Origin of the sequence: Alteraurantiacibacter lauratis, from assembly GCF_037154155.1 — a bacterium.
Taxonomy (GTDB): domain Bacteria; phylum Pseudomonadota; class Alphaproteobacteria; order Sphingomonadales; family Sphingomonadaceae; genus Alteraurantiacibacter; species Alteraurantiacibacter lauratis.
Genome location: NZ_JBANRN010000013.1, coordinates 57,953 through 83,425, shown reverse-complemented (window position 1 = coordinate 83,425; position 25,473 = coordinate 57,953). Strand labels below are relative to the sequence as shown.

At 64.5% G+C, this 25,473-nt stretch carries 26 protein-coding genes; 13 read left to right on the top strand and 13 right to left on the bottom strand.

The window, feature by feature from the left end; genetic code table 11:
• Positions 1-19: 19 nt before the first annotated feature.
• The 3 genes from WFP39_RS12335 to rpmF are packed head-to-tail and all read right to left on the bottom strand — an operon-like array spanning position 20 to position 2,249.
• Positions 20-988, bottom strand: coding sequence for a beta-ketoacyl-ACP synthase III (locus WFP39_RS12335; RefSeq protein ID WP_336919995.1), 969 nt, complete (start codon positions 986-988; stop codon positions 20-22).
• Positions 985-2,037, bottom strand: a complete 1,053-nt coding sequence (plsX, locus tag WFP39_RS12330) for a phosphate acyltransferase PlsX (RefSeq protein WP_336919994.1) — start codon at positions 2,035-2,037, stop codon at positions 985-987. Before plsX ends, WFP39_RS12335 begins: the two co-directional genes overlap by 4 nt.
• Before the next feature lie 29 nt (positions 2,038-2,066).
• The gene (gene rpmF, locus WFP39_RS12325; protein WP_336919992.1) at positions 2,067-2,249 is read right to left on the bottom strand and encodes a 50S ribosomal protein L32; all 183 of its coding nucleotides are present in this window, start codon (positions 2,247-2,249) and stop codon (positions 2,067-2,069) included.
• 192 nt (positions 2,250-2,441) lie between these two features.
• Between rpmF and WFP39_RS12320 the strand changes: the two genes are divergently transcribed.
• Positions 2,442-2,837: an MAPEG family protein gene (locus WFP39_RS12320; RefSeq protein ID WP_336919990.1), complete on the top strand. Its 396-nt coding sequence runs from the start codon at positions 2,442-2,444 to the stop codon at positions 2,835-2,837.
• Here WFP39_RS12320 and WFP39_RS12315 read toward each other — a convergent pair.
• On the bottom strand, positions 2,834-3,481 hold the full coding sequence (locus WFP39_RS12315) for an MBL fold metallo-hydrolase (protein ID WP_336919988.1): 648 nt from the start codon (positions 3,479-3,481) through the stop codon (positions 2,834-2,836). The genes WFP39_RS12320 and WFP39_RS12315 overlap by 4 nt on opposite strands.
• A gap of 58 nt (positions 3,482-3,539) precedes the next feature.
• A complete protein-coding gene (locus WFP39_RS12310; RefSeq protein WP_336919987.1) occupies positions 3,540-4,166 on the bottom strand; it encodes a S24 family peptidase in 627 nt (208 codons plus the stop codon).
• Between the two features lie 172 nt (positions 4,167-4,338).
• Between WFP39_RS12310 and WFP39_RS12305 the strand changes: the two genes are divergently transcribed.
• Both WFP39_RS12305 and WFP39_RS12300 read left to right on the top strand, forming a co-directional pair.
• Positions 4,339-4,527 (top strand): hypothetical protein, encoded by a 189-nt coding sequence (locus tag WFP39_RS12305; RefSeq protein WP_336919986.1) that lies wholly within the window; start codon positions 4,339-4,341, stop codon positions 4,525-4,527.
• Entirely contained in the window at positions 4,517-4,882 is a 366-nt protein-coding gene (locus tag WFP39_RS12300) for a hypothetical protein (RefSeq protein WP_336919984.1), read from the top strand. The genes WFP39_RS12305 and WFP39_RS12300 overlap by 11 nt, the downstream gene beginning before the upstream one ends.
• A 49-nt stretch (positions 4,883-4,931) precedes the next feature.
• Here WFP39_RS12300 and WFP39_RS12295 read toward each other — a convergent pair whose 3' ends face one another.
• The 4 genes from WFP39_RS12295 to cobT are packed head-to-tail and all read right to left on the bottom strand — an operon-like array spanning position 4,932 to position 9,690.
• Positions 4,932-5,873 (bottom strand): D-2-hydroxyacid dehydrogenase, encoded by a 942-nt coding sequence (locus WFP39_RS12295; RefSeq protein ID WP_336919982.1) that lies wholly within the window; start codon positions 5,871-5,873, stop codon positions 4,932-4,934.
• Complete coding sequence (gene cysS / locus WFP39_RS12290; protein WP_336919981.1) at positions 5,870-7,363, bottom strand: cysteine--tRNA ligase; 1,494 nt, start codon at positions 7,361-7,363, stop codon at positions 5,870-5,872. Before cysS ends, WFP39_RS12295 begins: the two co-directional genes overlap by 4 nt.
• Positions 7,364-7,408: 45 nt before the next feature.
• Complete coding sequence (locus tag WFP39_RS12285; RefSeq protein WP_336919980.1) at positions 7,409-7,876, bottom strand: DUF2939 domain-containing protein; 468 nt, start codon at positions 7,874-7,876, stop codon at positions 7,409-7,411.
• Positions 7,873-9,690: a cobaltochelatase subunit CobT gene (cobT, locus tag WFP39_RS12280; RefSeq protein WP_336919978.1), complete on the bottom strand. Its 1,818-nt coding sequence runs from the start codon at positions 9,688-9,690 to the stop codon at positions 7,873-7,875. The genes WFP39_RS12285 and cobT overlap by 4 nt, the downstream gene beginning before the upstream one ends.
• Before the next feature lie 102 nt (positions 9,691-9,792).
• Here cobT and WFP39_RS12275 point away from each other — a divergent pair, with 102 nt between their 5' ends.
• On the top strand, positions 9,793-10,464 hold the full coding sequence (locus WFP39_RS12275; RefSeq protein WP_336919977.1) for a DUF2490 domain-containing protein: 672 nt from the start codon (positions 9,793-9,795) through the stop codon (positions 10,462-10,464).
• 4 nt (positions 10,465-10,468) lie between these two features.
• On the opposite strand, the gene WFP39_RS12270 is transcribed toward WFP39_RS12275, so the two are convergent.
• Entirely contained in the window at positions 10,469-11,182 is a 714-nt protein-coding gene (locus WFP39_RS12270) for a DUF4197 domain-containing protein (protein ID WP_336919976.1), read from the bottom strand.
• Positions 11,183-11,244: 62 nt separating this feature from the next.
• Between WFP39_RS12270 and WFP39_RS12265 the strand changes: the two genes are divergently transcribed.
• The 3 genes from WFP39_RS12265 (at position 11,245) to WFP39_RS12255 (ending at position 16,630) form a co-directional block, all read left to right on the top strand.
• The gene (locus tag WFP39_RS12265; protein ID WP_336919974.1) at positions 11,245-13,410 is read left to right on the top strand and encodes a primosomal protein N'; all 2,166 of its coding nucleotides are present in this window, start codon (positions 11,245-11,247) and stop codon (positions 13,408-13,410) included.
• 23 nt (positions 13,411-13,433) lie between these two features.
• The gene (locus WFP39_RS12260) at positions 13,434-14,981 is read left to right on the top strand and encodes a cryptochrome/photolyase family protein (protein WP_336919972.1); all 1,548 of its coding nucleotides are present in this window, start codon (positions 13,434-13,436) and stop codon (positions 14,979-14,981) included.
• An 89-nt stretch (positions 14,982-15,070) separates the two neighbouring features.
• Positions 15,071-16,630 carry a tetratricopeptide repeat protein gene (locus WFP39_RS12255; protein WP_336919971.1) on the top strand — a complete coding sequence of 520 codons (1,560 nt, stop codon included), beginning with the start codon at positions 15,071-15,073 and terminating at the stop codon, positions 16,628-16,630.
• Here the strand turns inward: WFP39_RS12255 and WFP39_RS12250 are convergent.
• Positions 16,627-17,442, bottom strand: a complete 816-nt coding sequence (locus WFP39_RS12250) for a bifunctional transcriptional activator/DNA repair enzyme AdaA (RefSeq protein WP_336919970.1) — start codon at positions 17,440-17,442, stop codon at positions 16,627-16,629. The two genes, WFP39_RS12255 and WFP39_RS12250, sit on opposite strands and share 4 nt — an antisense overlap.
• A 78-nt stretch (positions 17,443-17,520) precedes the next feature.
• Here WFP39_RS12250 and WFP39_RS12245 point away from each other — a divergent pair, with 78 nt between their 5' ends.
• The 6 genes from WFP39_RS12245 to WFP39_RS12220 all read left to right on the top strand — a co-directional run bounded on the left by WFP39_RS12245 (position 17,521) and on the right by WFP39_RS12220 (position 24,022).
• Positions 17,521-19,104 (top strand): S1 family peptidase, encoded by a 1,584-nt coding sequence (locus tag WFP39_RS12245; protein WP_336919968.1) that lies wholly within the window; start codon positions 17,521-17,523, stop codon positions 19,102-19,104.
• A gap of 165 nt (positions 19,105-19,269) precedes the next feature.
• On the top strand, positions 19,270-19,827 hold the full coding sequence (locus WFP39_RS12240) for a F0F1 ATP synthase subunit delta (RefSeq protein WP_336919966.1): 558 nt from the start codon (positions 19,270-19,272) through the stop codon (positions 19,825-19,827).
• Positions 19,828-19,854: 27 nt separating this feature from the next.
• Positions 19,855-21,384 carry a F0F1 ATP synthase subunit alpha gene (gene atpA, locus WFP39_RS12235; RefSeq protein ID WP_336920021.1) on the top strand — a complete coding sequence of 510 codons (1,530 nt, stop codon included), beginning with the start codon at positions 19,855-19,857 and terminating at the stop codon, positions 21,382-21,384.
• 29 nt (positions 21,385-21,413) lie between these two features.
• Complete coding sequence (locus tag WFP39_RS12230; RefSeq protein WP_336919965.1) at positions 21,414-22,283, top strand: F0F1 ATP synthase subunit gamma; 870 nt, start codon at positions 21,414-21,416, stop codon at positions 22,281-22,283.
• 18 nt (positions 22,284-22,301) lie between these two features.
• Entirely contained in the window at positions 22,302-23,759 is a 1,458-nt protein-coding gene (gene atpD, locus WFP39_RS12225) for a F0F1 ATP synthase subunit beta (protein ID WP_336919963.1), read from the top strand.
• A gap of 5 nt (positions 23,760-23,764) precedes the next feature.
• A complete protein-coding gene (locus WFP39_RS12220) occupies positions 23,765-24,022 on the top strand; it encodes an ATP synthase F1 subunit epsilon (protein ID WP_336919962.1) in 258 nt (85 codons plus the stop codon).
• A 72-nt stretch (positions 24,023-24,094) separates the two neighbouring features.
• Here the strand turns inward: WFP39_RS12220 and WFP39_RS15245 are convergent, their stop codons facing one another.
• Together WFP39_RS15245 and WFP39_RS12210 are read right to left on the bottom strand one after the other, a co-directional pair.
• Entirely contained in the window at positions 24,095-24,271 is a 177-nt protein-coding gene (locus tag WFP39_RS15245) for a hypothetical protein (protein ID WP_377923266.1), read from the bottom strand.
• A 122-nt stretch (positions 24,272-24,393) separates the two neighbouring features.
• Positions 24,394-25,329: a DMT family transporter gene (locus tag WFP39_RS12210; RefSeq protein ID WP_336919961.1), complete on the bottom strand. Its 936-nt coding sequence runs from the start codon at positions 25,327-25,329 to the stop codon at positions 24,394-24,396.
• Between the last annotated feature and the right edge of the window lie 144 nt (positions 25,330-25,473).

The following is a 25,473-nucleotide window of genomic DNA, read 5'->3' as shown; positions in this document are numbered from 1 at the left end:
GGAATACATTCCGCACGCGTTAGACGCGCATCAGGCTGGCACCCCAGGTGAAGCCGCCGCCCATCGCTTCCAGCACCACCAGATCGCCGCGCTTGATACGCCCATCGCGCCAGGCGGCATCGAATGCCAGCGGCACTGACGCGGCCGAGGTGTTGGCGTGCCGGTCCACCGTCACGATTACCCGCTCCATTGGCAGGCCCAGCTTGCGCGCGGTGGCATCCAGGATGCGGAAATTGGCCTGATGCGGCACCACCCAGTCAATATCGGCCGGACCATGGCCAGACTTTTCCAGCACATCTTCAAGCACTTGGGCAAGATTGTTCACGGCATGGCGGAACACTTCGCGCCCCTTCATCCGCATCAAGCCCACCGTCTGCGTGGTGGAAGGGCCGCCATCGGTAAACAGCAATTCGCGGTGTGAACCATCTGCGTGGAGCTGGCTGAACAATATGCCGCGCTCTTCGCCGGGCCCGGCATCTTCGGCACCCAGCACGAATGCACCCGCCCCATCGCCGAACAGCACGCAAGTGGTCCGATCCTCCCAATCAATCAGACGGCTCAAGGTCTCCGCCCCGATTACCAGCGCCTTTTTCGCCATGCCTGCCCGGATCATCGCGTCGGCCGTGGTCAGCGCGTAGAGGAATCCTGAGCATACGGCCGCCACATCAAAGGCGGGAAAGCCGCTCCCTCCTAATGCGTGTTGCACGATAGTGGCGGTGGAGGGAAAGGTCAGATCGGGCGTGCAGGTGCCCAGCACGATCAGATCAATATCGGCAATGGAAACGCCAGCATTTTCCAACGCGGCGCGAGCGGCAGCCGTGGCGAGCGTGGAGGTCGTTTCGCCCTCGCCCGCGAAATAGCGTTGGCCAATGCCTGTGCGCTCGCGAATCCACTCGTCGCTTGTGTCGACCGTCTGGGCCAGATCGTCATTGGTGACGCAGCGCGATGGCAAGGCGGAGCCGGAGCCGAGAAAGACGGAACGGATCATTTGGCGCTGCTTCCCTTGTCGCGCAGCTTTTCGGTGCCCAGTTCGGCCAGATCGGCGGTAATCCGCTCGGTCAGGCTTTCTTCCAGCAGGCGGGCTGCCACCGCCACGGCATTGGCCACGCCCTGCGTATTGGCGCTGCCATGCGATTTCACGATCACGCCGTTGAGGCCCAGAAAGACGCCGCCATTGTGGTTGTTGGGATCGAGATGATGGCGCAGCAGCTCGGTGGCCGGGCGCGAGACCAGAAAGCCGATCTTCGATCGCAGCGAGGAGGTGAAGGCATTGCGCAAGAGGTCGGTGACGAACCGGGCCGAGCCTTCGATGGCCTTGAGCGCGATATTGCCCGAAAAGCCATCGGTAACCACCACGTCCACTTCGCCGCGGTTGATCTTGTCGGCTTCGACAAAACCTTCGAACGACATGGCAAGCCCCGTGGCCGCACGCAGCGCACGGGCGGCGTCCTGCACGCTGTCGGTGCCCTTGATATCCTCGGTGCCGATATTGAGCAGGCGCACGCGCGGCGCGTCCTTGCCGGTGACAATGCGCGAATAGGCCGCGCCCATGATGGCAAACTGCACCAGGTTGCGCGCATCGCATTCGGTGTTGGCGCCCAGGTCGAGCATGACGACATCGTTGTCGCCCAGGCTGGGCATCAGCGCCGCGAGCGCCGGCCGGTCGATCCCCGGCATGGTGCGCAGCGCCAGCTTGCTCATCGCCATCAGCGCACCGGTATTGCCTGCGCTCACCGCCGCGCCGCAATCGCCGGTTTTGACGGCATTGATCGCAAGACCCATGCTGGTGGTCTTCGCACGGCGCAGCGCGGCGGTGGGCTTTTCATCGCCCGCCACCACATCATCGCAATGCAGGATTTCGGATGCGCCGCGCAGATTGGGGTGGTTATCCAGCGCGGCCTTGATCCGCACCTCGTCACCCACCAGCAGAAACTTGAACCGGTCGTGACGGCGGCGAGCAAGCGCAGCGCCTGACACCATCACGCGCACGCCTTCATCGCCGCCCATCGCATCGATCGCGATACGCGGCAGGCTCATAAGCGCAATTCCCCCGGAAACCTTAGAGCTTAAATGCCCTTGGGCTCGAGAATCTGGCGGCCGTTATAGTGGCCACACGCCGGGCACAGATTGTGCGGGCGCTTCAATTCGCCGCAATTGCCGCATTCGTGGAAAGCTTCCACCTTCAGCGCATCGTGGGCACGGCGGTTGCCGCGACGATGCGGCGACGTTTTTCTCTTAGGGACAGCCATCTCGGCACCTGTTCCTTGAAATCAAAAAGACCTGTTGGCAGCCGCCCTAGGGCAAGCAGAACACCGGCGCAAGCGCGCCGTTTGCTGTCCCACGGGGATGCGGCGAAGGCGCGCGCTATAGACCATTCTGCCCGCGTTGCAAGCCAAGATGCTTGCCCCTATGCCGACAGAGGGACCGGGGGAAACCTTGCCATGGACGATCTGCATATTTCACTTCTCGCTGCAGCCTTGGCCGCCTTGATTGCCGGATGGCTGGGTTGGCGCTGCGGCAAGCTGCGCGTCAGCGAGAAGATTATCCACGGCGACGGCGGCCACGCGCTGCTGCACCGCCGGATGCGCGCGCAAAGCAATTTCACCGAATACACGCCCTTTGCGCTGGTGCTGATTCTGGTGCTCGATCTGGCGGATCAGGACGGGTGGCTGCTGACCATGACCGCGCTGGCTTTCATGACTGGGCGCGTCCTGCATGCACTGGGAATGGATGCGGAAGGGCCGGTGAAGCCGCGCATGATCGGCATGATGCTGACTTTCCCGCTACTTCTGGTGTGGGCCGTCTGGGCGGCGCTGGCGGCGTTTGGCGCGCTTTAGCCGCGCGCCAGTGCCGCATCGCTGACAAAGGCGTTGGTGCGACGCTCCTGCCCGAAGGTGCTGGTGGGGCCATGGCCCGGCACAAAGGTGACATCATCGCCCAACGGCCACAATTTGCCGGTGATCGCATCAAGCAAATCCTGATGGTTGCCCAGCGGAAAATCGGTGCGGCCAATGCTGCCGGCAAACAGCACATCGCCAACAAAGGCAAACCGCGTGGGCCGGTGGAAAAACACCACATGGCCTGGCGTGTGGCCGGGGCAATGGATCACTTCCAGCGTCACCTCACCAAACGACACCGTGTCGCCATCCTTGAGCCAGCGGCTCGGCTCGAACACGCGGGCATCCATGCCAAAGCGCGGGCCATCATCGTTCAGCCGCGCGATCCAGAACCGGTCGGCTTCATGCGGCCCTTCGATCGGCAGGCCGAGTTCCTCGGCCAGCATCCCGGCCTGCCCGCAATGGTCCGCATGGCCGTGGGTGAGGAGGATCTTCTCCAGCGTGACCCCCGCGCGCGCCACCGCATCCTTCAGCCGGGGCAAATCGCCGCCGGGATCGATCAGCGCGCCCTTCATGGTCCGGGAACACCAGACGAGCGAGCAATTCTGCTCGAACGCAGTCACGGGGATGATGGCGGCTCTCAAGGGGGCTTGCTGCATCGGGATTAAGTGGCAAGCGCCACGGCAGATGGCAACCTCCGGCCTAGACTCGCCCGCTTTTCCACACCACGCGGCCCAGCAGTTCAAAATCCTGTGCGTCTACCGACAGCGGAGGATAGGCGAGATTCTGGCTGAGGATGGAGAAGCGGCCCGCACCCTGCGCGGTCACCCGCTTGACGAGCAGATTGCCATCCAGGCGCAGGACGTAAATGCCATCACGAAACGGCTGGGCGCGGGTATCGACCAGCAGATCATCCCCCTCGCGCAGCAAAGGTTCCATCGAATCGCCGATGACACGGACAGCCGACAGCTTGCCCGCTTCCAGCGCCTGTTCGCGCAGCCATTTGCGGCTGAAACGGAAGGCATCGAACACGGTTTCCGCATCCGCCGCCGCGCCTGGCCCGGCCGATGCCTCCACCTCCAGACGCGGCACTTCCACCCACTCGGCCGCTTCGTCGTAGGATTTTTCCTGCGATGCCCCAAGCACGGTTTCGGGCACACCGAAAAAGCGGGCGAGTTTGCGCCGGTCGTCCTCCTCCAGCTTTCGCGGGCTGCCTTTCGAGATATATTGCTGCAAATAGGTAGTATTACGCCCCAGCATCCGCGAAAGTGACGCGAGGCTGCTGCCCCTCTCGCGCGCCAATCGCGCCAATGTCTCGCGTGCTTCCATGACCTGTGTCCCCGCGTTGGCGTCGCTCAGTGCTCTACACAAAGTATTTTTCCTAGACAAGTAGGATTTGCGGCGACAGCAATATGGCAGAGGCGATTCGGCGCCTCCGGCTCACCTGGCCCGCCGCCAGTCTGGCCCGCAGCATGAACGAGCACAAGAAGGGGAACCCGCAATGCTGATCCGCAAAATCGAAGTCTTCCTGCGAAGGACGGGGATGCCGGCCACACGCTTTGGCCGCCTTGCCACGCAGGATCCGCGCTTTGTGCTGGACCTTCGCAACGGGCGTACGCCCCGCTTCGAGACCGAAAAAAAAGTGGAACATTTCATGAACGCATACCGGGAGCGGACCCATGCATATTGAAGTAAAAAGCGCCCCCCTCGCCCCGCGCATCGCACCCAAAAGGCGGCGCAGCACGGCGGATCGCGTGAACGAGGCGCTGCTGGAACTGGCAGGCGGCCACGCCGCCATCACCCGGCACAGCGAGGCGTCTTGGGCCAGCATCACCTTTGCCGGCACACGGCACCGGGTGGAATTGGAATTTGCCGGCGATGCCGCAGTGGAAGCGGGCGAGTGCTTGATCGCCTTTCTGCCCGAACACGAATTCGCCATTCCGGGCCAGTTGGTGGCCGATGCCGCAGTGGTGGAAGTGGATCACCGCGCCCATCCGGCGCTGCTGCGCGTCACCTGCGAATTGCTGCTGCTGGAAGAAGGCTGAACGTCTGCCCCCTTCCCGCATCGCGCGGGAACGGGGGGATTGCGCAGCCTCAATAACCCAGATCCAGATCAACCTCGGACACCAACGGCGCACCGGTCAGATAGGCCTCGCAATTGGCAAGGAAGCGCTGCGCGGCCGCCACTTTGCTGGCCAGCGTGGGCAGGCCCGCCATGTGCATGGTGATCTGTGCGCCGGGCGCATCCCACAGCGGATGATCGGGCGGCAGCGGTTCGGGATCGGTCAGATCGAGAATCGCTCCGCCCAACCGCCTTGCATGAAGCGCGGCGATCAGCGCTTCCTGATCCAGCGCATCGGCCCGGCCCATATTCACCAGCACAGCACTTGGCTTCATGCGGGCAAGCACGTCGGCGCTGACCACCCCGCGCGTGTCGGGCGTGCCGGGCATGGCCATCACTACCCAGTCGAACTCGCCCACGCGCGCCTGCCATTCGCCGGGCCGCAAGGCTCCATCCGCGCCTGACCGGCGCACCGGAACAACCTCCACGCGGAAACCCGCCAGCATCCGGGCAATCGCCTGCCCGATCTCGCCATAGCCGAGGATCAGCACCTTGCTGCCTGCCAGCTCGCGATTGCCTTCCATGCGCGGAGCGAGCCATTCGTGCCGGTCACCCGCGCGCACGATGTCGGCATGGCCGCGGGCAAAGGCGAGCATTGCCATCACCGCGAATTCGGCCACGGTGTTGGCGTTGAGGCCCGACCCGTTGGTCAGCCGCACACCGCGCGCCTTCAGGTCGGCCAGCGGCAGCCAGTCGACCCCTGCGAAGAAGGAATTGAGCCATTTGAGGCCGGTCGCTCGCCGGATAGCCTCCAGCGGGGCGGTCTTGTCGAACATGTCGAACCAGCCGATTTCGGCCTGCGGAGCGAGCGCCACCAGCTCATCCCCGCTGTCCCACCACAGCGGCGAGATCTGTGACGGCAAGCGCCCTTCGAGCAGCGGCCGTGCCTGCGCGGCAATCAGGGCAATCGTCATGCCGGAAGCTTCCATTCCCAGCCCAGCGGGTCGCCATCCATCACCTCCACGCCCTTTGCGCTGAGTTCATCGCGCAGGGCATCGGAACGGGCAAAGTCCTTTGCGGCGCGGGCTTCCTTGCGGCTGGCGATGACCGCCTCCACCTCGGCTGCGTCAATCACAGCACCCTTTGGCCGGATGCGCAGGTCTGCACGATCCAGCGTCAGCAGACCCAGCCCCAGCACCGCGTCCATCGCGGCGATCGCCTGCAATCGGTGCAACGGATCAAGCTTCTTCATCCCCAGCACTTCTTCCAGCACGGTCAGCCCCTGGGGCGAATTGAGATCATCGGAAATTGCCTCGTCAAAGCGGGCGAGCAGCGGCAGCAGCGCGCCGCCGATTTCGCCGCGCGCCGCGTCCAGCGTCCAGCCGCCTTCGGGTTCTTGCGGCATTTCCTCCACGCGCGCCTTGGCGGTCTCCACCGCGATCAGCATCCGCTTGAGCCGGGTCAGCGCCGCTTCCAGCCCGTCCCAGCTGAATTCCAGCTCGCTGCGGTAATGCGCCTGCAGGCACATCAGCCGGTAGGCGAGCGGGTGGAAGCCCTTGTCGATCAGCAATTGCAGGCGCAGAAATTCGCCGGACGATTTGCTCATCTTGCCAGAGCGTTCGACGAGGAAGTTGTTGTGCATCCACAGCTTCGCACCCGAATTCGCGGGTTCGGCGAGGCTACCGCAGCCGCAAAAGGCCTGATTCTGCGCAATCTCGTTGGGATGGTGGATTTCGCGGTGGTCGATCCCGCCGGTGTGAATGTCGAAGGGGAAGCCGAGCAGTGCCCCGCTCATCACGCTGCATTCCAGATGCCAGCCGGGCGCGCCGCGGCCCCACGGGCTGTCCCATTCCATCTGCCGCTTCTCGCCCGGCGGGGTCTTGCGCCAGATCGCGAAATCGGCCGCGTTGCGCTTGCCTTCCACCGCCTCGATCCGGCCCTCGCCCTCTTCCGTTTGCGCACGGGCAAGGCGGCCGTAATCAGCCACGGTGGAAACATCGAAATAGAGGCCGCTGTCGAGTTCGTAGCAGTGCTTGTCTGCAATGCTTTTTGCAAATTCAATCATTTGCGGCACGAACTTGGTGGCGATCGTCCATTCTTTCGGCTGGCGGATATTGAGCGCCTTCACATCATCCCAATAGGCCTCGGTATAGTGTTGCGCGATATCCCAGATCGATTGCGCCTTTTCAGCGGCCCTCTTCTCCATCTTGTCCTCACCCGCATCGGCATCGTCAGTCAGGTGCCCGACATCGGTGATGTTGATGATGTGGGTGAGCTTGTAACCCTTCCAGCTGAGCGTGCGGCCCAGAAGATCGGCAAAGACATAGGCGCGCATATTGCCGATATGCGGGTAGTTGTAGACCGTCGGCCCGCAGGAATAGACACGCGCTTCCCCCGCATGGACAGGCTGGAACATTTCCCGCTGGCGGGTAAGCGAATTGAACAGGTAAAGCGGCGTGGTCATGGCAAAGCCTTTGGGGGAGAAGCCGCGTCGCGGTCAAGCCGTGCGCTACAGGCGCAGGCCCACCATTTGCCACGCCAGCCCCTGCCGCTCGAACACCAGTTGCGGCCCCGGCGTCCCGTCTTCGTAAGTGGACACGCCGCGCACCTGGTTCGGCCCGTCATAGGCAACGCTCCACGACAGATCCTGACCTGGCACGGCAGGACTGACATCGAGCAGCACCGCCATGCCGCCGGGTGTCACCAGCGTGTCGATCGCCGCGCCGCCCACGGTCTTCACCACTCCGTCGCCGATCCGGTCGAACAAGCCTGTGTCGCCATCATCGCGGCTGGCGGCCAAATCGGCCTTCATCTGCGCCTGGACGCGGTCGAAATCGATGCGGGCGCGCAGTTCGTCGCCATTGCCGTCCTCGGCCGCATTCACGATGCGCCACATGGCGTACCACGGCGAGGCGGCATACCATCCGCCCAGCACCAGCGCGGCAAGCAAGGCCAATTTCAGCAGACCGCGCATCATTCCACCTCGAACAGGCCCGCCAGTTGTTCGATGATCGTCCCGCCCAATTGCTCGACATCCATGATCGTCACCGCCCGCTTGTAATAGCGCGTCACATCATGGCCGATGCCGATGGCCACCAGCTGAACGGGGCTCTGCTTCTCGATCCAGTCGATCACCTTGCGCAGATGCGTTTCGAGATAGCCCGCATTGTTGACACTGAGCGTGGAATCATCGACCGGCGCTCCATCGGAAATCACCATCAGAATGCGGCGGTCCTCGCGCCGGCCCAGCATCCGTTCGTGCGCCCACAGCAGAGCTTCGCCGTCGATATTCTCTTTCAGCAAGCCTTCGCGCATCATCAGGCCAAGGTTCTTGCGCGCACGGCGATACGGCTCGTCAGCCTTCTTGTAGATGATATGCCTGAGATCGTTGAGGCGGCCGGGATCGGGCGGCTTGCCATCGGCCAGCCATTTCTCGCGGCTCTGCCCGCCCTTCCACGCGCGGGTCGTAAAGCCGAGGATCTCGACCTTCACCCCGCAGCGTTCCAGCGTCCGCGCCAGAATATCGGCGCTGATCGCGGCGATCGAAATGGGCCGCCCGCGCATCGAACCCGAATTGTCGATCAGCAGCGTGACGACCGTGTCCTTGAACTCGATATCCTGTTCGACCTTGTAGGACAGCGAATGGCCGGGCGAGACGATCACCCGCGCCAGCCGGGCGGCGTCGAGAAGACCTTCCTCCTGATCGAAATCCCAGCTGCGGTTCTGCTGTGCCATCAGGCGGCGCTGCAACCGGTTGGCAAGCCGCGTCACCACCGCGCCCAGCCCGGCAAGCTGGCTGTCGAGATAGGCGCGCAGGCGGTCGAGTTCCTCGAAATCGCACAGATCCTGCGCCTCGACCACTTCGTCGAATGCCGTGGTGAAAATGCGGTAATCGAAGGTATCGGGCAATTCGGTCCACGGGCGGTTGGGGCGCACAGGCATCATGCCTTCCTCCCCCTCCTCGCCCGGATCGCCTTCGGTCATCTCCTGCTCTTGCCCGGTGGCTTCGCTTTCCTCGGTCTCGCCTTCGCCCTCGGTCTGCTCGGCCGCGATCTGTGTCTGCTGCTGGTCGGAACCTTCGGAATCGTCGGGGCTGTCCTGCTGCTCACCGTCGTCGGTCTTGTCCTCGTGGCCTTCGGGCTCGTCGTGGTCGTGATCTTCCTCGGTCTTCACCAGTTCGAGGTGCCGCAGCATATCGAGGCTCAAGGTCTGGAACGCGCGCTGATCGTCCAGCGAATGGGCCAGCCGGTCGAAATCGCTGCCCGCCTTCTCCTCGATCCAGTCGCGCAGCATCTCCACCCCGGCGCGCGCGGGTTCGGGCACGGGCTGGCCGGTCAGCTTCTCGCGCAGCAGCAGGGCCAGCGCGGATTGCACAGGCACCTCGTCAGCATTGGTCGCCCGCGTGATGGGATCGGCAGCCACGCGCATTCGCGTCGCCGCGTCCAGATTGCCGCGCATCCCGGCGTAAGTATTGGCACCCAGCGCCTCGTAACGCACCGTTTCCACCGCATCGTAACAGGCGCGTGCAGCCGGTTCGGCTGGCGCGTTGCGCGCGTGCAGCCGCTCGTTATGATGCCGCTGGCGCAGCGCGAAACTGTCGGCAAAGCCGCGCGCCTCCTGCGCTTCGGCTGCCGGAAGCGTGCGTGGCGGCATCGGCACGCGGATGGTGTTGCCTTGCAGGTTGGGCGCCTCGGCCGTCCACGTCACCTCGGTCTCCGCCTCGCGCCCGATGGCACGCGCCGCGCCGGTCAGCGCCTGCTTGAAACGATCGAGGGGTGATTCTTGGTTCATGACGGTGGCGTGATCCGTAGAGGACGCGGCGGGCGGGGTGCAAGGTGTGACTGGAATTGGCTGCGCATTGCCAGCGCGCGGCGCTGCATTTACGGGCCGGGAATGACCAGGCTCCAATGGGGGGAGATCACCCGGATCGTGTTGACGACAGCGCTTGCGCGCCTTGCCGCTTTTCTTGCCCTTCTGGCCCCCGTGCCTGCGCTTGCCACGCAGGATGACGGGCAGCTGTGGCTCTACCTGGTGGGCGTGGTGCCGCTGGAAGACGGTGTTGTGTCCACGCTTGAGTTCTCCCCGCGCCGTCGCGAAAACGCCGATCAGGTGCTGGTGCGCGGCTCGGTCGATTTCCGTGTCGCACCGGGGCTGGATGTGGGCGGGGGCACGGCCTGGGTGGAAAATGCCGGCGGGCACGAATTTCGCCTGCATCAGCAGTTGCAATGGGCCACAGGGCCGCTGCAATTGCGCAGCCGGGTGGAGCAGCGATTCTTCGCCGGGGCCGACCGTGCGCAATTGCGTCTGCGCCAGCGGGTGCAGGTTACGGTGCCGGTGGCCGAGCGGTTGCGCGGCATCCTGAATGGCGAGCTGCTTTATATTGCCGTGCCCGAAAACCGCGCGCAATCAGCGCGGGTGGACAGCTGGCGGCTGAACGCCATGGCCAGTTACCGCCTGTCCCCTCGCGCCGAACTGGCTGCGGGCTATCTGGCGATCTACGTTCCACGGCCCGGCCCCGGCGACCGGTTGTCGCACGTGCCGCAAATCCGGCTGACCTTGCGGTAAGCGATCAAAGATAGCCCGCGGCGCCGAACACGCCGATCAGAAGCGGGTCGTTGGTGGATGCCGGATTGGCGCGGATCGCGGCTTCCTCCACCCCGATTTCCTGCCAGATCACGTCGTTGATGCGGGTGGAAAAGGTGGTGGCGACGCCCGGCACATCGACGCCGGTCAGAGCGGAAAGCAATTGCCCCACCAGCGGTTCCTGCGCCACGCGCAGGGCCTCACCCACTTCGGGCACCATGGCTTCGATCAGGGCATTGCCCATCTGCTGGCGAAGAAAGCCTGTGGCGGCGGTCGGCCCGCCCCGCACAAGTGCCACGGCGTTCTCGAAACCGATCACGCGCACCGCATCGGTGACCAGAGGGGCCGCACGGTCGCTGGCGTCGCGTGCAAAGCCCGCAAAGGCGCGTTCAAGCCGCGTCTTGAAAAGGGCAGATGTCAGGATAGTAGCCAGCACGCTGCCGCGATTGCCCAGAAAGCCTTCCAGCCCCAATTGCGCGACATTGCTGTCCCAATATCCGCCGGGCGCGGTCAGCCGGGCAAAGGCGCGCATGCTCGACAGGAACAGAAGCTGGCGGATCGCATCGACCAGGCTCCACCGGCCGCCCGTGGTGGCGCAGGCGGGCAAGGTCAAAACGGCGGCGCCCGTCAACAGGCCGCCAATCACCCTGCGGCGATCAAGGCCGATATTCTCTCGTGCCCCATTTTCCAGACTCGTCATCGCCTTTTCTCCTTCCCCATCCTTGCGGCCCACCCACATCGCCGTTCATAGCTGGCCTTACCATGAACCGCGTTCGCCTGCTTATCTTCAATGCCGCACTCGGCCCGCTGGATTACCGCGTGCCGGACGGCATGGATGTGCGCCCCGGCTCTGTCGTAATTGCCCCGCTAGGGCCACGGCAAGTGCTGGGCATCGTCTGGGAGCCTGAACGCCTGCCAGCCGAATCGGTGCCCGATGCGAAGTTGCGTCCGCTTCTTGGGCTGGTGCCGGTGCCACCGCTGAAGCCGGAACTGATGCGGCTGATCGAATGGACAGCGGACTATTATTGCGCGCCACTGGCCTCCGTCGCCCGCATGGTAATCGCCAGCGGCGGCGCTCTGCGCGGCCCATCGACGATCACCGAATACCGCCTGTCGGGCGGGCTGCCCGAACGCCTCACCCCGCAAAGGCAGGCCGCGATGGAAGCCTTGGCGGGCCAACAGGCGACCATCCGCGAACTGGCGGGAATCGCCGGGGTATCCGAAGGCGTGCTGCGCGGCCTCGTCAATCAGGGCGTGCTCGAACCGGTGGAGGTCGATTGCGACCGCCCTTACCCCCGCGCCGATCCGGTTTTTGCTCCGCCCGCCCTGAACCCGCAACAGACCGAAGTCGCAACCAGGCTGGCGGATGCAGTCACGGCGCGGCAATTCCAGCCCTTCCTGCTCGACGGCGTGACCGGATCAGGCAAGACCGAGACCTATTTTGAAGCCGTTGCCGCCGCTTTGCAGGATGGGCGGCAGGTTCTGGTGCTGCTGCCCGAAATCGCGCTGACCGAGGCCTTCCTCAAACGCTTTGAGGGGCGTTTCGGTGCCGCCCCGGTGCTGTGGCATTCCTCGCTCAAAAGCACTGAACGGCGCCGGGCATGGCGGGCGATTGCGAGCGGCGAGGCACAGGTGGTGGTGGGTGCCCGCAGCGCCCTTTTCCTCCCCTATGCCAATCTTGGCCTGATCGTGGTGGATGAAGCGCACGAGGTCAGCTTCAAGCAGGATGACGGGGTGCGCTATAACGCCCGCGATGTGGCGGTCATGCGCGCCCGGTTCGAATGCCTGCCCGTGGTGCTGGCCAGCGCCACCCCCGCATTGGAAAGCCTCGCCATGGCCGAACAGGGGGTTTACGAGCGGCTGGTACTCGATGCCCGGTTTGGCGGGGCGCAGATGCCGGCCATTTCCACGGTGGACCTGACCAAGGAAAAGCCGCCACGCCAGCACTGGATCGCGCCGCCTCTGGTGGAGGCCCTGAAAGACCGGCTGGCCAAGGGCGAGCAATCGCTGCTGTTCCTCAACCGGCGCGGCTATGCCCCGCTGACGCTGTGCCGCCATTGCGGCCACCGTTTCAAATGCCCCAATTGCAGCGCATGGCTGGTGGAACATCGCCTGTCCGCGCGGCTGGCCTGCCACCATTGCGGGCTGGAAACCGCCACGCCCGACAAATGCCCCGAATGCGGCGAAGGCGATTGCCTTGTCGCCTGCGGCCCCGGCGTGGAGCGGATCGCGGACGAGGTGGCCGAAATCCTGCCCGATGCGCGCATCGCCGTGGTCACATCCGACACGATCAATTCGCCCGAAAAGGCGGCGGAATTCATCGCCCTGGCGGAGAGCGGCGCAATCGACGTGATCGTCGGCACGCAATTGGTAACCAAGGGCTTCCACTTTCCCGAACTAACGCTGGTGGGCGTGATCGATGCTGATCTCGGCCTTGAAGGCGGCGATCTGCGCGCGGCGGAGCGGACCTATCAGCAAGTGGCACAGGTGGCAGGCCGCGCCGGTCGCGGGGCGAAACCGGGCGAAGTGCTGATCCAGACGCGCCACCCTGAAGCGCCCGTGATCGCCGCGCTGGCGGCGGGCGACCGCGACGCCTTCTATGCCGCGGAGACCGAGGCGCGCCGCGATGCAAACGCCCCGCCCTTCGGCCGCTGGGCCGCGATCATCGTATCGAGCGAGGACGATACCGAAGCGCGCGAGGCCGCCAACCGCATCGGCGCGACCCGCCCCATGCTGCCCGATGTGCGGATCCTTGGCCCTGCGCCCGCCCCCATGGCGCTGCTGCGCGGGCGCTATCGCTACCGCCTGCTGCTGAACGCCCGGCGCAGCGCACGCGTGCAGGATGTGATCCGCCATTGGCTGGGCGCGCTCAGTTTCCCGCAAGGGGTGCGCGTCAGCGTGGACATTGATCCGTATAGCTTCGTGTGAGCCTGCGCCTAGGCACTGCACGCATGACCGGCCCCGTCCTCGTTCCCGTGCTGGGCGACCAGCTCAGCCATTCGCTCGCCAGCCTTCGGGGCAGCGAAAAGGCGGATACCGTGGTGCTGATGATGGAGGTGGCCGAGGAGGCGACCTATGTCCCGCATCACAAGCAAAAGCTGGTGCTGTTCTTATCCGCCATGCGCCACTTCGCCGCAGAGCTGGCGGCGGAAGGCTGGCGCGTGGACTACATAACGCTGGACGATCCGGCCAATGCGGGCAGCTTTACCGGTGAGGTCGCCCGCGCGGTGGAACGGCACAATCCCCGCGCAATCCGCGTGGTGGAACCGGGCGAATGGCGCGTGCGCGCAGCGATGGAACAATGGGCGGACAAGTTCCCCTGCCCCGTCGACATCCTGCCCGATGACCGTTTCGTCGCCAGCCTGGCCGAGTTCCGCGACTGGGCCGACGGGCGCAAGGCGCTGCGCATGGAATATTTCTACCGCGAAATGCGCCGCAAGACCGGCCTGTTGATGGATGGCGGCGAGCCAGTGGGTGGGCAATGGAATTACGATCACGACAACCGCGAACCGCCGAAGAAAGGTCTGAAAGCCCCGCCGCGCCCGCTCTTCGCGCCCGATGCGATCACCCGCGACGTGATTGCCATGGTGGAAGCCCGCTTCCCCGATAATTTCGGCAACCTCGCCAGTTTCCACTGGCCCGTCACCGCCGCGCAGGCACAAACCGCCGCCGATGCCTTCTTTGCCGAACGGCTGGCCGATTTCGGGCAATATCAGGACGCGATGCTGTTTGGGCAGGACGATCTGTTCCATTCCATGCTGTCCACCAGCATAAATCTGGGCCTGCTCGACCCGCTCGACCTGTGCCGCCGCGCCGAGTCCGAATACCGCGAAGGCCGCGCGCCGCTCAATTCGGTGGAGGGGTTCATCCGGCAATTGATCGGCTGGCGCGAATATGTGCGCGGCTTCTACTGGTTGAAAATGCCGGGACTGGCGCAGGCGAACGAACTGGCTGCGAACCGGCCGCTGCCCGCCTTCTGGTGGACGGGCGAGACGGATATGCGCTGCCTTGCTGATTGCGTCCGCTCCACCCACGACAACGCCCACGCGCACCATATCCAGCGGCTGATGGTGCTGGGCAATTTCGCGCTGTTAGCGGGGATCCGTCCGGCAGAGGTGCAGGAATGGTTTCTGGCGGTCTATGCCGATGCGCTCGAATGGGTGGAACTGCCCAATGTCGCGGCCATGGCGCTGTATGCCGATGGGGGAATGCTGGCGTCAAAGCCCTATGCCGCCAGCGGGGCCTATATCGACCGGATGTCGGACTATTGCGGGAAGTGCCGTTACAAGGTCTCTGCCAAGACTGGGCCGGATGCCTGCCCGTTCAACCCGCTTTACTGGGATTTTCTGCACCGCAACCGGCCTGCGCTCGAAGCCAATCCGCGAATCGGGCGCATCTATGCGACATGGGACCGGATGGATGAGGGCAAGCGCGCCGATTACCTCGCCACTGCCGAAACCTTTCTGCGTGAACTGGCCCCTGCCAACGCAGAAAAATGATTTCAGCCGCCATCACCCGTTCACAAGCCGGCCCGCATCCGCCAAGCTGGCCCCGCCTCGAATCGCAGCAGTATTAAGGACATATTTTCATGCGTCTGATCCTGGCGGCCCTCGCGCTGTTCTGTCTTGCGCTTCCTGCCAAGGCGCAGACCTGGTGGGAGGCCGAAACGGCGCATTTCATCATCAAATCGCGCGACAGCGAGGCGGCCACGCGCGAATTTGCCGCACAGGTCGAACGGTTTGATCGCGGCCTGCGTTTTCTGAACGGGCTCGATGAAAACCATTCGCAGGCCAGCCGGGCGAACAAGCCGGTGATCTATCGCTTTGGCGATTTCAACGACATGGCGCGCATGGCCGGCGCGCCGGGATCGGGCATTGCCGGCTTCTTCATCAGCCGGGCCGGCCGCGCGGTCGCCTTTGTGCCCACGCGCGGCTTCACCACCAACAATTCGCGTGAGCGGCGCGGCCCCGTCCGCGAAAACCCGGCCGAGGTGCTGTTCCACGAATACACACACTACTTCATGATGCAGAACTTCCCGGCAGCCTATCCCGGCTGGTATTCGGAAGGCTATGCCGAGATGCTCTCGACCATGCGGTTTCTCGATGGGGGAGCGTTTCATATCGGTGATCCGCCGCAAAGCCGCGCATTCCAGATTTTCCAGATGCAGAGCTTTCGCCTGCACGAAATGCTCGACTCCAACCACCGGATGAGCCGGCGCGACGCCTTCCAGCAATATGGCACGGGCTGGCTGCTGACACATTATCTCAGCTTCAACCCTGAGCGTGAGCAGGTGCTGCGCAATTACCTTATCGCGCTGGGCAACGGGGCCAATTCGCTGGAAACCGCGCGCGAAATGTTCGGCGATCTGCGCGCGCTGGAACGCGAGCTTGACCGCTATAAGGGCGGCCCCTTCCCCGGCTATACGGTGCGCCCCAATATCACTTCCGAACCGGCAGTTGCGATGCGGCAATTGGGTGAGGATGAGGTTGCGCTGATCAACCATGAAATGCGCCTGCAAGTGGGCGTAACCGAATCGTCGGCCCGCACCGTGGCGCGCGACCTACGCAATTTGGCGGGCCGCTTCCCCGAAAGCGCAGCCGTGCAACGCTGGCTGGCCGAGGCGGAATACGATTCCAAGAATTATGCCGCCGCCGACGAGGCCGCCGCACGCGCGCTGGGAATCGATGCGGACAATGTCGACGCGCTTCTCTACCGTGCCATGGCGTCTATCGAAATGGCAAAGGTTGACCCCGCCTATCTGGCAACCGCGCGGCAGCATCTGGCGGCGGCGGTACGGCTGGATGACGAGGATCCGCGCGCAATGATCCTCTATTACCGCACCTATTACGATGAAACCGATGGTCAGCCCCCGGAAAACGCCATCGTCGCGCTGGAACAGGCGCTCGACCATGCGGGCATGGATGTCGAATACCGGCTGATGCTGGGGCGCCAACTGGTGCTGGAAGACCGCCTGCCCGAAGCGCGCATCGTCATGCTGCCGGTGCTCTTCCGCGGCCATGCCGTGACGCCGGAAAGGGATGACCGGCCTACGCCGCAGGGGATCCTCGACGCGCTGGCGGCCAACGACCGCGACCGGACGCTCGACCTTATCAACCGCTTGCTGAAACCGGATGACGAACAGGCCTAGGCCTTCCGCTCGCGCCACAGCAATTCGCGCTTGATGGCCTCGCCCCAGGCGTAGCCGCCCAGCGCCCCGTCGGCAGCGATCACCCGGTGGCACGGGATCAGCACCGCAACGGGGTTCGCCCCGTTCGCGCCGCCCACCGCGCGCGCTGCGCCCGGTTGGCCGATCGCCACGGCGATTTCGGCATAGGAGCGTGTCTCGCCCGGCGGAATGGCCCGCAACTGCGCCCAGACGCGCTGCTGGAAGGGTGTTCCGCCGGTATCAATCGCCAGACCATTCGCGCCGATGGACGGGTTCTCCACGCGGGCCACGACGTTATCCATCAGCGCCGCCGGCACTGCCCCTTGCGCCAGATCGGCCTGCGGAAAATGGCGCGGCAGATCGTCCCCGCTTTCATGGAATGACAGGCGGCAGATGCCCTTATCGCTCACCGCCAGCAGCATGGGGCCCAGCGTGGTTTGCTCCACCGCCCAGCCGATACGCACCCCGGCACCGCCGCGCTGCCAGGCCGATGGGGTCATGCCCAGCCGTTGGCGCATCGCGGCATAGAAGCGACCCGCGCTTTCAAACCCGGCATCGTAAATGGCATCGGTGATCCGCCCGCCTTGCGCCAGCGCGTGCACCGCGCGCTCCTCGCGCAGGGCGCGCGCAAAGGCAGCGGGTGACAAGCCTGTCACGCGCAGGAACAGGCGCTGCACCTGAAAGGGCGAAAGGCCCGTGGCGCGGCCAAGCGCATCCAGCGTAGGCGCCCTTCCCTCGCCATCAAGTAGGCGGGCGATGCGATAGGCCAGTTGCTGTTCATCCGGATTCGTCATGCGCTGATGATAGGATGCCACCGCGTGATTGCTTCCCGAATCTTGCAAGGCGGCCAAGGTGCTGAAAGAAGGTGGCGCATGATACGCCGGATCACCGCCCGCCTGCTTTCTGTCCTTGCCCTTCTGGCTGCCTTGGCAGGGATATCCCTGCCAGCACACGCCGACCCGGCCGATATCGATGCCGCCGCGCGCGGGGTGGTGCGTGTAGTGGTGGCGGCGCGTGATGGCGGGGAGCTTTATGCCGTCAGCCACGGGTCGGGTTTTGCGGTGACTGCCGAAACCATCGTCACCAATGCGCATGTCGTGGGCGAGGCGATGGGGGATCCGCGGCTGGTCATCGGCATTGTTCCGTCCGAAGGGGGCGAGGCGGTATATGGCCGGGTTATCGCAATGTCCCCGCGCAACGACCTCGCGCTGTTGCGCACCACCAGCCCGCTGCGGCTCGCGCCGCTTACGCTGTCGGGCCTCACCCCGCAGGGTGCCGGGGCGGTTACCGCGATTGGCTATCCGATGAATGTGGATCAGGCGCAGGGGCTGGAGATGGCCGACATCTTCCGCGCCCAGCCGCCGGTAACCAGCCAGGGCTTTCTGTCGGGCAGGCGGCCGAGCCGTGAATTCGATACGCTGCTCCACACCGCGCCGATTGCGCGCGGCAATAGCGGCGGCCCGCTGGTGGACCAGTGCGGGCGCGTGATCGGGGTCAATTCCTTCGGCACCGAAAGCGCCGGGACCGAGGCCGAGTTCTTCTTTGCCGTCTCCATCCGCGAACTGCTGCCCTTCCTGCGCGCCAATTCGGTCACGCCTACGGTCAATTCGCTGCCCTGCCGCAGCCTGGCGGAACTGGAGGAAAGCGAGCGCACGCTGGAACAGAACCGCCAGGCCGAAGCTCAGCGCCGGGCACAGGCCGAGGAAGCCGCCCTGGCGCAGCGGCGAACGGAAATGCGGCGTGATATTGAGTATGGCGTGATTGACGAACGCGCCAACGGCCTGGCGCTGGCGCTCGTGCTGCTCATGGTCGGTTTTGCCGGTGCCGGATTTGCCTATGATGCGCATCGCCGGGGGGTGATGCAGCACCGCAGGATCGGCGGCGCGGTCGCTTTGGGGGCGGTCGTGCTGGCAGTGGTCGCTTGGGCCATGCGGCCATCCTTTGCCGAAATCGAGGAGAGACTGGAGGAGCAATTGCGCGCCCAGATGGACGCAGAACGCGCCAACGGCGACACAGGGGTGATCGCCGCAGCCGCAAGCGGGGAACTGACCTGCGTGCTCGATGTCGCGCGCAGCCGCGTTGTGGGTGAGCCGCTGGAAAGCCTGCCGCTTCAATGGCGCAGCGATGGCTGCGTCAACGGGCGCACCCAGTATGGGCTGGCCAGCGGCGAATGGACGCGCATCTTTGTTCCGGAAGAAGATCAAAGTGTCTCGATCAACCGGTTTGATCCGGCAACCGGCGAATATGTGGTGGACCGCTTTCTGCTCGACAGGGACGCGATGATCGCCGCGCGCGAAGCCCGCGCCCAATTCCAGGCTCCGGCTTGCGGGGCTGGTCTGGAAGCGGCAGGTGCGTTTGGTGCGCAGCAGGCCCGGATTGCTGCATCGCTGCCTGCCAGCCCAAATGAGCGGCTGGTCTATCAGTGCGCTTCGGGCCGCGTCGCTGCAGAGGAATAATGGGTGCGGCATCCGCCGGACGGCCAAGATGATGCCGGGTGGCTTGCATCCCCGGCACCTGCCTGCTAGGCGCGCGCCAACCTTGCCCGGACCCATTGGTTTGAGTCCATCTGGTGGCAAGTGACATCTATCGTTTTCGGTAACCTTTCAAGGGACACCTCACGCGTGGAGCTTTCCGCCGGTATCAAGGCAAGCCTGGCAGGCCGTTACGCCTCCGCCCTGTTCGATCTCGCAAGCGAAGCGGGAAGCGTTTCGGCTGTGGAGGGCGACCTCGACAAGCTGAGCGCTGCGTTGGCCGAATCAGGTGAACTGCGCGCGCTGATCCAGAACCCGCAGGTCAGCCGTGGGCAGATGGCCAAGGTGGTGGCGGGACTTGCCGCCCACTTGTCGCTTTCCCCGCTGACTGCCAACTTCCTTGGCGTGCTGGCCGAAAACCGCCGCGTGGGCGCCCTGCCCGCCATTATCCGTGCGTTCGCCGCGATTGCCGCTGCCCAGCGCGGCGAAGTGGCTGCTGAAGTCGCCAGCGCTCACCCGCTGAATCCCAGCCAGCTTGCCGAGCTGGAAAGCCGCCTGCGCGCCCGCGAAGGGCGCACGGTGAAGCTGGCTGCCCGCGTCGATCCCGACCTTCTGGGCGGGCTTGTCGTCACCATTGGTTCCAAGCGTATCGATTCGTCGATCCGCACCCGTCTCAACTCGCTTGCCCAGGCCATGAAGAACGCCTGACCGCCCCATTTGTCGAAAGGCTGAATGATGGAAATCCGCGCCGCAGAAATCTCCAAGGTCATCAAGGACCAGATCGCCAATTTCGGCACCCAGGCCGAGGTGAGCGAAGTTGGCTCCGTGCTGTCTGTTGGTGACGGCATCGCCCGCATCCACGGTCTGGACAAGGTTCAGGCCGGCGAGATGGTGGAATTCTCCAACGGCGTGCAAGGCATGGCCCTGAACCTCGAAGCCGACAATGTCGGCGTCGTGATCTTCGGTTCGGACTCCGAAATCAAGGAAGGCGATGTGGTCAAGCGCACCGGCACCATCGTGGACGTGCCCGTGGGTAAGGGCCTGCTGGGCCGCGTGGTTGACGCGCTGGGCAATCCGATCGACGGCAAGGGCCCACTGGTCGATGTCAAGCGCGAGCGCGTGGAAGTGAAGGCGCCGGGCATCATCCCGCGCAAGTCGGTGCATGAACCGGTGCAGACGGGCCTCAAGGCGATCGACGCCCTCGTGCCGATTGGCCGTGGTCAGCGCGAACTGATCATCGGTGACCGCCAGACTGGCAAGACTGCGGTGGCGATCGACACCTTCATCAACCAGAAGGAAGTCAACGCCGGCTCTGACGAAAGCAAGAAGCTGTACTGCATCTATGTCGCCGTGGGGCAAAAGCGTTCAACCGTGGCGCAGATCGTGCGCCAGCTCGAAGAAAACGGCGCGATGGAATATTCGATCGTGGTCGCCGCAACCGCTTCGGAACCCGCACCGCTGCAATATCTCGCCCCCTACACCGGCGCGACGATGGGCGAATTCTTCCGCGACAACGGCATGCACGCCGTGATCGTGTATGACGACCTGTCCAAGCAGGCCGTGGCCTATCGCCAGATGTCGCTGCTGCTGCGCCGCCCGCCGGGCCGCGAAGCCTATCCGGGTGACGTGTTCTACCTGCACTCCCGCCTGCTGGAGCGCGCCGCGAAGCTGAACGACGAAAACGGTGCCGGTTCGCTGACCGCGCTGCCGATCATCGAAACGCAGGCGGGCGACGTGTCGGCCTACATCCCCACCAACGTGATTTCGATCACCGACGGGCAGATCTTCCTTGAAACCGGCCTGTTCTACCAGGGTATCCGCCCGGCCATTAACGTGGGCCTGTCGGTGTCGCGCGTGGGCGGTGCGGCGCAGACCAAGGCGATGAAGAAGGTGGCGGGCAGCATCAAGCTGGAGCTGGCGCAATACCGCGAAATGGCGGCCTTCGCGCAGTTCGGCTCGGATCTCGACGCCGCGACGCAGAAGCTGCTCAATCGCGGCGCGCGCCTGACCGAGCTGCTGAAGCAAAAGCAGTTTTCGCCCATGCCGTTCGAAGAGCAGGTGGTATCGATCTATGCCGGCACTAACGGCTATCTCGATGCCATTCCCGTAAGCCGCGTGGGCGAATACGAGGCAGCGATGCTCAGCTACATGCGTAACGAGCATGGCGGCGTTCTGGCCGAAATCCGCGAAACGCAAAAGTTCGAAGGCGAAGTGGCAGACAAGACCAAGGCCGCCCTCGACGCTTTCGCCAAGCAGTTCGCCTGATCCTTTTCGAGCCTTGTTAGGGAGCCGAAATGGCCTCGCTGAAAGAACTTAAAGGTCGGATCAACTCGGTCAAATCGACCCAGAAGATCACCAAGGCCAAGCAGATGGTCGCCGCGGCCAAGCTGCGCCGTGCGCAGGCTGCGGCCGAGGCGGGCCGCCCCTATGCCACGCGGCTGGCGGCGGTGATGGCCTCGCTCGCCGGCAAGGTCAGCGGCGATTCCGCCCCGCGCCTTCTGGCTGGCACCGGTGCGGACAAGCGCCACCTCCTGGTGGTGGTCAACACCGACAAGGGCCTGTGCGGCGGTCTCAATTCCAACATCGTCAAGGAAGCGCGCAATGTGGCGCGCCGCCTGATGGCGGAAGGCAAGGAGGTGGAATTCTTCCTGGTCGGCAAGAAGGGCCGCGCGCCGCTGCGCCGGGATTTCCCCAATGCCATCGGCGAAGGCTTCGACACCAGCCATGTGCGCACGCCCGGTTTCGAAGAAGCCGCAGCGATTGCCGATCAACTGGTGGCGATGTTCGATGCGGGCAAGTTCGATGTGGCGCACCTGATTGCGCCGGTGTTCAAGAGCGCGCTGGCGCAGGACCCGGTGACGCAGCAGCTGATCCCCGTCCCCGCGCCCGCCACCGCCGCCGCATCGGATGCGGTTGTCGAGTATGAGCCGGACGAGGAAGCCATTCTGGCCGAATTGCTGCCGCGGTATATCAAGACGCAGATCTTCGGCGCGCTGCTGGAACGCGAGGCTTCCGAACAGGGCGCGTCGATGACCGCGATGGACAACGCCACGCGTAACGCCGGCGAACTGATCAGCAAGCTGACCATCCAGTACAATCGCAGCCGCCAGGCCGCGATCACCACCGAACTCATTGAAATCATTGCTGGCGCGGAAGCGCTGTAAGCTCCGAGGGAAACGAAAATGGCCACCGCCCCCGCTCTCAACCAGTCCACCAACGGCACGATCAGCCAGGTCATCGGCGCTGTCGTCGACGTGACCTTTCCTGGCGAACTGCCCCCCATTCTCACCGCGCTGGAAACCCGCAACGGCGACACCACGCTGGTGCTCGAAGTGGCGCAGCACCTCGGTGAAAATACCGTGCGCACCATCGCCATGGACGGCACCGATGGCCTCACCCGCGGGCAGGAAGTGATCAACACCGGCGCGCAGATCTCGGTGCCGGTCGGCCCCAAGACGCTGGGCCGCATCATGAACGTGGTGGGCCAGCCGATTGACGAGCGCGGCCCCATCGGCGCGGAACAGACCGCACCGATCCACGCCAAGGCCCCGGAATTCGTCGACCAGTCGACCGAAGCCAGCATCCTGGTCACCGGCATCAAGGTGATCGACCTGCTCGCTCCCTATGCCAAGGGCGGCAAGATCGGCCTGTTCGGCGGCGCCGGCGTGGGCAAGACCGTGCTGATCCAGGAACTGATCAACAACATCGCCAAGGGTCACGGCGGCGTGTCGGTGTTCGCCGGCGTGGGTGAACGCACCCGCGAAGGCAACGACCTCTACCACGAATTCCTCGACGCGGGCGTTATCGCCAAGGATGCCGAAGGCAACCCGACTTCGGAAGGCTCCAAGGTGGCACTGGTGTTCGGCCAGATGAACGAACCGCCGGGCGCGCGTGCCCGCGTGGCGCTGTCGGGCCTGACCATGGCGGAATATTTCCGCGATCAGGAAGGGCAGGATGTGCTCTTCTTCGTGGACAATATCTTCCGCTTCACCCAAGCCGGCTCGGAAGTGTCGGCGCTGCTGGGCCGTATTCCTTCGGCGGTGGGCTATCAGCCGACACTGGCGACCGACATGGGCGCCCTGCAGGAACGCATCACCTCCACCACGAAGGGCTCGATCACCTCGGTGCAGGCGATCTATGTGCCTGCGGACGACTTGACCGACCCGGCTCCTGCCACCTCGTTCGCGCACCTGGACGCGACCACCACGCTCAGCCGCGCGATTTCGGAACTGGGCATCTACCCGGCGGTGGACCCGCTGGATTCGACCAGCCGCGTGCTCGAACCGCGCATCGTGGGTGCCGAGCATTACGAAACCGCCCGCCGCGTTCAGGAAACGCTGCAGAAGTACAAGAGCCTGCAGGATATCATCGCCATCCTGGGCATGGACGAGCTTTCCGAAGAAGATAAGCTGACCGTGGCCCGCGCGCGCAAGATCCAGCGCTTCCTGTCGCAGCCCTTCCACGTGGCCGAAGTGTTCACCGGCATTCCCGGCAAGTTCGTCCAGCTGGAAGACACGGTGAAGAGCTTCAAGGCAGTTGTGGACGGCGAATATGACCACCTGCCCGAAGCCGCCTTCTACATGGTCGGCGGGATCGAGGAAGCGGTGGCCAAGGCCAAGAAGCTGGCCGAGGACGCGTAAGCACAATGGCTCTCCACTTCGAACTCGTCACCCCGGCCAAGCTGGTTCGGTCCGAGGATGTCTACATGGTAGTCGTCCCCGGAACCGAAGGCGAGTTTGGCGTGCTGGAAGGCCATGCGCCGTTCATGTCGACCATCCGCGATGGCGCGGTGCAGGTTTACAAGACGGCGGGTGCTGCGCCTGAAAGCATCACCGTTCGCGGCGGTTTTGCCGAAGTCAGCGAAGCGGGCCTCACCGTGCTGGCGGAGCAGGTCGAGGGTTAAACAACCTGCGTTTCGGCTGCTGGCACAGTTCTGAAAGGGGCGTCCGACGGGCGCCCCTTTTGCATTGGAGGATCAGCGCTTTTGCCGCACCGGCGCGTTGAAATCGGGTGGTTTACCCGCCACCCATGCGACAAACCGCGCCATGTCCTCACGCGCCAGCAACCGGGCGCGGTCTGCCCCGATGCGCACCAGTTCCGCATTGGTAAAGCACGCGTGGATCGTCTTGTGGCAGATCGGATGCACCGCCACGACATCGCGCCCCTTCCGCGCTTTGGGAACGGGGTGGTGCCACTGCACCGCATGGCCCAGCGGTCTGTCGCAGAGCCAACACCGCGCCTCGGAAGGTTCGCGATGAAGCGTGCTGGGCACCTTCAAGCCCCGAATTGCTCCTGTGCCGCCGAGGCGGCCTCTTTGCGCGCCCGGTCGCGGCGACGGCCTGCCTGCCACAGGAAAAGACCTGCCGCGATGATGATGCTTGCGCCCAATAGCGCGATGGCATCAGGCGCATCGCCAAAGAACACCCAGCCCAGCGCAACCGCCATCAGCAATTGGCCGTATGTCATGGGCGCCACGGTGCCAGCTCCCGCGCGCACCGTTCCCATGAAGATGAGATACTGCGCCAAGGTGGCCGACAGGCCGATGAAGGCGCAGCGCGCCACCACGCTCCAGTGCGGCAAGGTCAGCACAAAGCCTTCCACTCCGCTGAAATGTCCGGCCAGCGTCGCGAAGGCCAGCACGATCAGCGCGGTGACCGACATGTAATATTGCATCGCCAATACGCTGGCCTTTCCCGCGGCGGCGCGGTTGGCGATGATCACCACCGCCATGCCAGTGGCCGAAAGCAGCGGCAGCAGCGCCCCCCAGCCAATGGTCTCGAAATTGGGACGCAGCACAATTGCAACGCCGATGAAAGCCAGCGCGGTGGCAATCCAAGTGCTGGCATGCGCGCGTTCTTTCAGGAACACCAGCGCCAGCAACGCGGTGATGACCGGCTGGGTAAAGGCAATCGTCGTCGCCTCCGCCAGCGGCATGATCCACACCGCCAGGAACATCCCGACCGCCGAAGTGCTGATCGCCAGCCCGCGCAGCCACTGCAAACCGTCGCGCGGCAAGAGGAGGCCGGCTGTGCCCTGATGCCGCAGCACCAGAGCGGCCAGCAATAATGTGCCCATGAGGTAGCGCGTGGTCGCCATCGCGGTTGCGGGCCACTCCCCCGCCATGCCCTTGATGATCGCATCGCCAACGGAAAGCGTGCAGAAGCCCGCCAACGCATAGAGCAGGCCGGCACGGTCAGAATGATGTGGCATGGTCGGTATCGTCCTCTCCCAGGCCCCCGCCTAGAACAGCGGCGGGATGCGGGCAATCGGCACGAAGGAAGCCACAGGGCTTTTACCCGCAGTTAACTATGAACCGGTAGTTCTGCGGAGACGGGCGGAACGCGGGCGTTTCGG